Origin of the sequence: Bacillus cereus group sp. TH152-1LC (genome assembly GCF_027710505.1) — a bacterium.
GTDB classification, from domain to species: Bacteria; Bacillota; Bacilli; order Bacillales; family Bacillaceae_G; genus Bacillus_A; species Bacillus_A mobilis.
The window spans coordinates 21794-29451 of sequence record NZ_JAQFNK010000036.1; the positions used below are offsets into that span (position 1 = coordinate 21794).

Here is a 7658-nt window from a genome sequence, read left to right on the forward strand (position 1 = left end):
TATAATAAAAGTATGAAATTAAATTTCAAAGCGGGTGGTAATATGTTAGAAAATTTATCGACAGAACATCGTAATGAGAAGACGATGAATTTAGATGAGATGAGCATAAAAGAAGTGTTGCAAAGTATGAATGAAGAAGATCGAACTGTTGCGTTAGCGGTTGAAAATGAAATAGAAGAAATTGAAAAGGTTGTACAGATTGTCATTAAATCCTTTGAAAATGAGGGCCGATTAATTTACATTGGGGCTGGTACGAGTGGCCGTTTAGGCATTTTGGACGCAGTGGAATGTCCGCCGACATTTGGCACAGATGATAAAATGGTGCAAGGATTTATAGCAGGCGGATTGAAAGCGTTTACTAAAGCGGTGGAAGGTGCCGAAGACCGCGAAGAGTTAGCAGAAGAAGATTTAAAAAGCATTGGATTAAACGAGAAAGATACAGTGATTGGAATTGCGGCAAGTGGTAGAACTCCTTATGTAATTGGCGGTTTGAAGTACGCTGCTAGCGTGGGTGCGAGTACAGCTAGTATTTCTTGTAATAAAAATGCTGAAATAAGTAAGTATGCAAAACTAAATGTGGAAGTAGAAACAGGCGCAGAAATTTTAACAGGCTCAACGCGTTTGAAGGCTGGTACAGCGCAAAAATTAGTGCTGAATATGATTTCAACAGCTTCTATGATTGGTGTTGGGAAAGTATATAAAAATTTAATGGTAGATGTTCAATCCACAAATGAAAAATTAGTAGAAAGATCAAAACGAATTATTGTGGAAGCAACAGGGATTAGTTATGAAGTAGCAGCGGAGTATTATGAAAAAGCAGAACGTAATGTGAAAGCTGCGATTGTTATGGTGTTATTGCAGTGTGAGTATGGGGAAGCACTGGGAAAATTAAAAGAAGCGAAAGGGTTTGTGAAGAAGGCATTATAAAATAATAGGGAGGGGGATTCTATTATGAAGAAAGAAGAGAGAATGGCCAGAGAAATTTCAGAGCAACTTGGGGGAGTAAAGAATATTCGTGGCATTGCTCATTGTATGACAAGACTACGATTAACGCTTCATGATGAAAGTAAAGTGAATATGGACCTTTTGAAAAAGGTTGAAGGGGTTATGGGCGTTATTGAAGATGAGACGCTTCAAGTTGTTGTTGGGCCAGGGACAGTAAATAAAGTAGCAGCTGAAATGGAAGGTTTAACGGGACTGCGAATTGGTGAGGTGGCAGATCATCACCTTGAAGATCTTGGGCAAGAGATGAAGTCAGAGAGGAAGAAGAAAAATAATACGCCAGTGAAAAACTTTTTACGAAAAATAGGAAGTATTTTTATTCCGTTAATTCCGGGCCTTGTTGCATCAGGAATTATAAACGGGGTCGCTAACTTTGCGAAAAACGCAGGTGCTGATCCGAATGCAACGTGGCTACAAATGTTACTACTCATTGGCGGAGGTATCTTTACATTCTTAGGGATTTTAGTCGGCTCGAATACAGCGAAAGAATTTGGTGGGACACCAGTTCTTGGGGCAATTGCTGGTATTTTAATTTTTAACCCAGCGATGGCGAATGTGAAATTATTCGGTGAAGCGCTCGTACCCGGACGGGGCGGATTGTTTGCAGTTATTTTTGCAGCGTGGCTTATGATTGTAGTGGAAAGACAAGTTCGAAAAGCAGTGCCAAATGCAGTTGATATTATCGTGACACCACTCATTACTGTATTAGTAGTAAGTATCGTAACGATGTTAGCGATTCAGCCGGTAGCAGGTTTCTTATCTGAAGGAATTACAAGCGGGATTAACGGTATTTTAAGTATTGGCGGAGCGTTTGCAGGAGCAGTGCTTGCTGGAACATTTTTACCGCTCGTTATGGTCGGATTACATCACGGTTTAACACCAATTCATATGGAGTTTATTAATCAAACGCACGTAACGCCTTTATTACCAGTACTAGCAATGGCTGGAGCTGGGCAAGTAGGAGCAGCGATTGCGATTTTTGTAAAAACAAAAAACAAACGACTTCGTAACGTAATTAAAGGTGCATTACCAGTTGGGTTTTTAGGAATCGGCGAACCGTTATTATACGGGGTTACATTACCACTTGGGAAACCGTTTCTTACAGCTTGTTTAGGAGCAGCAGTTGGCGGTGCATTCCAAGCAGTTATGAAAACAGCTGCACTCGGAATTGGCGTATCAGGATTATCATTAATTCCGTTAATTGCTGATAATAAATATTTATTATATTTCCTTGGATTAGTAGTGGCATATACTTTCGGATTCATCTTTACGTACTTCTTCGGATTCAAAGAAGAAATGGAAGAAAACATATAGAGAAAGGGATTCCTTTCTCTTTTTCGATTCATAGAAAGGGAGATTCATATGATAGGAGTTTCAATTTATCTTGCAAAAGAACGAGTAAAGAAACAAGAAGAGTGGCTAAAAGTAGCGAAGGAAAACGGGTTTTCATCTATTTTTACATCACTTCATATACCAGAGGATGATCCAAATACGTATAAAGAGTTAATTCAAATACTTGGGAAGCAAGCTCTCGAAAATAAAATGGAATTAATGGTTGATGTTTCTCCAAAATCGTTACACCATTTAGGTATGACGTACGAAAATGTCGAAGAGTTAGTAAACTGGGGCATTACTGGTTTACGAATGGACTATGGCATCACACCGAAAGAAATCGCACGCGTATCTCATAAAATGAAAGTAGCTTTAAATGCGAGTACGATTACGGATTCATTTTGGAAAGAGCTAATCACTGAAAAGATACAGGTAGAGAATGTTGAAGCATGGCATAATTTTTATCCGCGTCCAGAAACAGGACTAGCAAAGTCTTTCTTACAAAAACAAAACGAATACTTACATGAGTGCGGAATAAAAACGATGGCATTTATTCCGGGAGATGGTGAAAAACGTGGTCCGCTATATGAAGGCTTACCGACGTTAGAAAAGCACCGTAATATGCGCCCGCTTGAAGCGTACTTAGAACTTGTACAAGATTGTGGTGTCGATAAGGTGTTAATCGGAGATATAAGCGGAAGTATAGAAAGTGTACAAGAGATAGCGAGTGCGAGTAGAGGAATTATTCCGCTGCGGTATGAGCCATTGATAGAGAAAAGTGAAGTATTAAAAATGGTAGAACAAGTGCATACAAATAGACTAGATCCAGCTCGTGATGTTATTCGCTCTGTAGAATCACGAGAAGAAAATAAAGTCGTGTTACAGCCGATGCATACAATTGCAAGAAAGAAAGGCAGCATTACAATTGATAATGAATTGTACGGTAGATATGCAGGAGAGATGCAAGTTGTTGTACAGGATTTGCCTCAAGATGAAAAAGTGAATGTTGTTGGAATGGTTGTCGAAGAGGACTTGTCTTTATTGTCTTATGTTGGCGCTGGAAAAATGTTTCAACTTTTTTGTGTGATAGAGTAAAAGCTTGAATTAGCGCTATTTTGTAGGAAAACATTATCCGTAAATGGGATAATGTTTTTTGTTTTCTTAAAAAAAGTATTTGACGAATGAAATGAAATACCGTATTGTTTTGACTTGTAAATAAAAGTTCACCATAACAAAACAACAAGGAGAGTTCAAAATGAATCAACATATTGGGAATTTAATTATTCGCCTCGTGTTAGGAGTGACATTCTTTGCACACGGTTTAGCGAAGTTTCAATCAGGTATTGATAACGTAGCAGGATGGTTTACAAGTATCGGCTTACCGGGTGGTCTTGCGTATGGCGTGGCGACTGTGGAATTAGTTGGTGGCATCTTATTAATTATCGGTTTAGGCGTAAAATATGTAGGATTGTTATTTGCACTTATTTTAGCTGGAGCTATTGTCAAGGTAAATGGAGCAGCAGGTTTATTAGGAGATGGAAAGAATCCAGGATATGAATTAGATCTTGCATTACTAGCAATGGGTGCGTATTTATTCGTTGTAAAAGCAGAAGGATATGTAGATCGTTTCTTAAAAGAGAAAGTAATGAAAACGAAGTAAACTTATTTATAAATTGTTGACTTGAATCATTAATGTAACTATAATGATTACAACTAATGAGTTAAGGATAAAGCAATTTAAATATTTTTTTACACGAGTTGTAACGATTTAAGTTACAACTCGTGTAAAAAATAAAACGGGAGGAAGTAACATGCCTAAATCAAATTTAGAAATGATCCGAAGTACATATGAAGGATCATCTTCTTCGAATGCTAAACATTTAGCAGAAGCCCTCTCTGAAAAAGTAGAATGGACAGAGGCAGAAGGATTCCCGTATGGGGGAACTTATATAGGTTTGGAAGCAATAATGGAAAATGTATTTAGCCGATTAGGATCAGAATGGGATGATTATAAAGCGAGTGTAAATATGTACCACGAAGTAAACGGAAAAGATGTAATTATTGCTGAAGGTGTTTATTCAGGAGTTTATAAAGAAACGGGAAAATCATTTGAAGCAGATTTCGTTCACGTATGGCAACTGGAGAATGGAAAAATCATAAAATTCAAGCAATATGTGGATAGTTATATTGTACGAGAAGCGATGAAGGTTTAAAATGAAATAAGGAAACAAATGGAATCGGCTGTGCGCAGGCGATTCCATTTGTTTATGTGATTATTAGGGGAATGGGGAGTACATAATATGAAAAAATGGATAATAGGGGCAATTACAATGATTGTAATTGCGATAGGAGCTGTATTCGGTGTTACTAAACTTCTTAATTATATAGAGGAAGAGGAGAAGAGTCTTAAAACACAAAAAGTGATGAGCCAACAGGACAAGAAAGTTGCGGAAGAGAAGCCACAGTTTAGTGAGGATGAAATTATTTCTACCATGCATAGGATGGTACATCAAAAAGTGAAATCCTCTGAAAAATGGGGATTTATTGAAATGACAAATAAGGAAATTGTTAGTGCCAAGAAGGCAGTAGAAAGTAGTACAAATTTTAAATATAAATCAAAGCTACTTGCCACCTTAGAGCGCTGGGAGAAAGGGGATTTTTCACAAACGGTCGAGGAGCATAACTTTTTGTGGGAAATTCAAGGTGGTGATACTGGAAAGGCAACAGAACGTTTATCGCCAGAAGAAGAAAAGCAGTATGTGAAAGAAATGAAAGGTAAATAAAAATATCGCCACTTTGGTGGCGACATTTTTTGTTAAGAATGTTTCCGCATTAAAGTTCTAGTTGGCTGAACAGTAGCCGTTTTGAAATGGGAAAATAAATAACATCCTGTCACAACGATTATTGTCCCGAAAATTTGTATCCACGTTAGTTCTTCACCGAGGAAAAGGAATGCTAAAATAGCTGTGAAAATCGGATTGAAGTTTAGAAAAATACCGGATGTCGTAGCTCCTAATTTTTGTACGCCAATATTCCAAAATACCATACAAAGCACGGTAGAAATAAGCCCTGTATATAAAAGGGATGTGATGAAGGAAGTATTTATATTTGTAACAGTGAAGCTCCCAATATTAAATGGCAGTAATAAAATAACACCGAAAATACCAGAGTATAATGTTGCCATGAGCGGTGTAGTTGTTTTTGTTGCCCATTTACTGCAAACAGAATACATGCCCCAAATACAAACAGCCGCAAGCATCCATAAATCGCCGCTATTAAAATGTAGTGAAAATAAAAGTGCAAAGTTACCTTTTAATAGGACAAGAATAACCCCAAAGAATGAAAGAATCATGGATAGAATTTGAAGTGTATTTACCTTTTCTTTTAGAAATAATACTGAAAATAGTGCAATGGAAATCGCATTTAATGTAGAAATAAGCCCTACATTCGTTGCGGATGTTTTTTCTAGTGCTAGAAATTGAAAGATGTTAAAAAGAGCGACCCCTGAAATCCCCATTAGTAGTAACGGAAGTATGGCAGCACGAGGTGGAATGATTTTCTTTTCTTTAAACCAAACCATCGGTAATAAACAAACAATCGCAATCATCCATCTTAAACTTGTAAGTGTCATCGGAGACGCGTGATCAACGAGCGATTTTCCAACGACGAAATTTCCTCCCCATAATAAGCTCGTTAGTAATAGTAAAAAGACATAAAAATAAGGCATATTAAAATCCCCTTTGTTGTAATCAATGTGAATTGTAAATAATTTTAGCATTTTTCTTTATTATGTAATATATTCTTTTGTATAATGGGAAAAAGTCGATAAAATATTTTGTTTTGAATACTATTTACGGAAAGATATTCAGTTTTATTTAGATTATAAGGTGTTTTTTCGAATAATCATCGGTAATAAAAAGGGGGAATTTTGATGGAGTCGTCAGTTATTAAAGTGTTAGATGATTTAGACGTACAAATTTTAGATATATTGCAGAAGGAGTCTCAAGTAAGTAATGCAGAGCTTGCGCGACGCGTTAACTTATCACCAGCTGCGATGCATGCGAGAATAAAAAGATTAGATGGAGAAGGGTTCATTGATAAGCAAGTAGCCATTTTAAATCAAGAAAAGCTTGGTTTTGATTTGTTATGCTTCATTTTTATGAGTACAAATATTCATAAATCAGATAAACTTGACGTGTTGGAAAAAGAATTAGAAGCGATGCCGGAAGTGTTAGAATGTCACTGTTTAACAGGAGAGTATGATTATTTATTAAAGGTTGCAAATCGTGATCGTAAAGAGCTGGAGCAGTTTATTAGAAAGCTGAATAAGCTTGGGATTACAAGGATACAGACGAGTTTAGCACTTCGTGAAATTAAATATTCGACCGTATTACCGATACGAAATGAAGAACCGAGCGTCGATTAGATTGCTTGGTTTTTTGTTTGTATAAAGTAATTGACGGGGAGAAAGGAGAGATGTATTATTATATGAAATTATGTATTAAAATTCATTAAGGTTTATAAATATTAATATTAGGGGCAAGGGGATAAAATATGAAAATCTTTAATGCAGTTACGAGTGATGTGAAAGAAATTTATAGTCTCATTGAAGTTTATGCAAAAGAGGGAGTTGTTTTACCACGTTCGCTTTTGTCTCTCTATCAATATTTACAATGTTTATATGTTATGAAAGAAGGGAAAGAAATTGTTGGAGTTGCTGGTTTACATGTGTTAGGGGAGGATCTTGCAGAAGTCCGATCGTTAGTCGTTTCGCATACATATGCAGGAAAAGGAATCGGACGTATGTTAGTGAACCATGTAATAAATGAGGCAGCGAAAATAAAAGTGAGTAGAGTCATTTCTTTAACATATGAAACGGAATTTTTTCAAAAGTGCGGGTTTGATTTTGTGAATAGAGAGGCGTTACCAGAGAAAGTATGGATTGATTGTAGACATTGTCCAAAGGTTGATTATTGTGATGAGGTGGCGATGATTCGGTATGTTGGGTGAAATTTTCAGAGAGAAAAAAGGCCCACTATTATTTACGTAATAGTGGGCATCTATATTTTAGGGGAATTAAGAACTTGAATTGGTTTTTCTAACTGCAAAATTAAAAATGGGATTTTTAAGCTCATAGTTATAAGTAAAACCATCGACAAGCCCTACAACTTTATCACTGTCATAAAGATCAAGCATAAATTGTGCCATTTGTTTTGCAGTGTGGAATTTCGGTACAACAGTATCGTAGTTGGGTAAGAATCCAGTGCCTTGCCTAATTGCTTAGGTAGGTTCCCAAGTCCTCCCCACCGAACCGTACGTACCCC

9 protein-coding genes and 1 pseudogene are annotated in these 7658 nt (G+C 36.8%); 8 read left to right on the forward strand and 2 right to left on the reverse strand.

Annotation, left to right across the window (positions count from 1 at the left end; all coding sequences use genetic code 11):
• Positions 1-42: 42 nt before the first annotated feature.
• The 6 genes from murQ to PDL00_RS32835 all read left to right on the forward strand — a co-directional run bounded on the left by murQ (position 43) and on the right by PDL00_RS32835 (position 5117).
• Positions 43-927: an N-acetylmuramic acid 6-phosphate etherase gene (murQ, locus tag PDL00_RS32810; RefSeq protein WP_242253707.1), complete on the forward strand. Its 885-nt coding sequence runs from the start codon at positions 43-45 to the stop codon at positions 925-927.
• A gap of 24 nt (positions 928-951) precedes the next feature.
• Positions 952-2316: a PTS transporter subunit EIIC gene (locus PDL00_RS32815; RefSeq protein WP_270733682.1), complete on the forward strand. Its 1365-nt coding sequence runs from the start codon at positions 952-954 to the stop codon at positions 2314-2316.
• A gap of 48 nt (positions 2317-2364) precedes the next feature.
• Positions 2365-3429 (forward strand): DUF871 domain-containing protein, encoded by a 1065-nt coding sequence (locus tag PDL00_RS32820; protein WP_242253705.1) that lies wholly within the window; start codon positions 2365-2367, stop codon positions 3427-3429.
• 160 nt (positions 3430-3589) lie between these two features.
• Complete coding sequence (locus tag PDL00_RS32825) at positions 3590-3994, forward strand: DoxX family protein (RefSeq protein WP_270733683.1); 405 nt, start codon at positions 3590-3592, stop codon at positions 3992-3994.
• Positions 3995-4145: 151 nt separating this feature from the next.
• Positions 4146-4547 carry a nuclear transport factor 2 family protein gene (locus PDL00_RS32830; RefSeq protein WP_242253698.1) on the forward strand — a complete coding sequence of 134 codons (402 nt, stop codon included), beginning with the start codon at positions 4146-4148 and terminating at the stop codon, positions 4545-4547.
• Between the two features lie 87 nt (positions 4548-4634).
• Positions 4635-5117 carry a PRK06770 family protein gene (locus tag PDL00_RS32835; RefSeq protein ID WP_063263502.1) on the forward strand — a complete coding sequence of 161 codons (483 nt, stop codon included), beginning with the start codon at positions 4635-4637 and terminating at the stop codon, positions 5115-5117.
• A 32-nt stretch (positions 5118-5149) separates the two neighbouring features.
• Here PDL00_RS32835 and PDL00_RS32840 read toward each other — a convergent pair whose 3' ends face one another.
• Positions 5150-6061: a DMT family transporter gene (locus PDL00_RS32840; RefSeq protein ID WP_242253696.1), complete on the reverse strand. Its 912-nt coding sequence runs from the start codon at positions 6059-6061 to the stop codon at positions 5150-5152.
• 204 nt (positions 6062-6265) lie between these two features.
• On the opposite strand from PDL00_RS32840, the gene PDL00_RS32845 reads away from it, so the two are divergent.
• Positions 6266-6760, forward strand: coding sequence for an Lrp/AsnC family transcriptional regulator (locus PDL00_RS32845; RefSeq protein WP_270733684.1), 495 nt, complete (start codon positions 6266-6268; stop codon positions 6758-6760).
• Positions 6761-6888: 128 nt separating this feature from the next.
• On the forward strand, positions 6889-7344 hold the full coding sequence (locus PDL00_RS32850) for an N-acetyltransferase (RefSeq protein ID WP_270733685.1): 456 nt from the start codon (positions 6889-6891) through the stop codon (positions 7342-7344).
• 66 nt (positions 7345-7410) lie between these two features.
• Here the strand turns inward: PDL00_RS32850 and PDL00_RS32855 are convergent.
• Positions 7411-7581 (reverse strand): annotated as a pseudogene (locus tag PDL00_RS32855) (SDR family NAD(P)-dependent oxidoreductase); the annotation flags it as partial.
• Between the last annotated feature and the right edge of the window lie 77 nt (positions 7582-7658).

Excerpts from the sequence above, each read along its gene's own strand:
- PDL00_RS32820 (WP_242253705.1), top strand. The coding sequence starts at position 2,365 with ATGATAGGAGTTTCAATTTATCTTGCAAAAGAACGAGTAAAGAAACAA.
- PDL00_RS32835 (WP_063263502.1), top strand. The coding sequence starts at position 4,635 with ATGAAAAAATGGATAATAGGGGCAATTACAATGATTGTAATTGCGATA.
- PDL00_RS32840 (WP_242253696.1), bottom strand. The coding sequence starts at position 6,061 with ATGCCTTATTTTTATGTCTTTTTACTATTACTAACGAGCTTATTATGG.
- PDL00_RS32815 (WP_270733682.1), top strand. The coding sequence starts at position 952 with ATGAAGAAAGAAGAGAGAATGGCCAGAGAAATTTCAGAGCAACTTGGG.
- PDL00_RS32845 (WP_270733684.1), top strand. The coding sequence starts at position 6,266 with ATGGAGTCGTCAGTTATTAAAGTGTTAGATGATTTAGACGTACAAATT.
- PDL00_RS32830 (WP_242253698.1), top strand. The coding sequence starts at position 4,146 with ATGCCTAAATCAAATTTAGAAATGATCCGAAGTACATATGAAGGATCA.
- PDL00_RS32850 (WP_270733685.1), top strand. The coding sequence starts at position 6,889 with ATGAAAATCTTTAATGCAGTTACGAGTGATGTGAAAGAAATTTATAGT.
- murQ (WP_242253707.1), top strand. The coding sequence starts at position 43 with ATGTTAGAAAATTTATCGACAGAACATCGTAATGAGAAGACGATGAAT.
- PDL00_RS32825 (WP_270733683.1), top strand. The coding sequence starts at position 3,590 with ATGAATCAACATATTGGGAATTTAATTATTCGCCTCGTGTTAGGAGTG.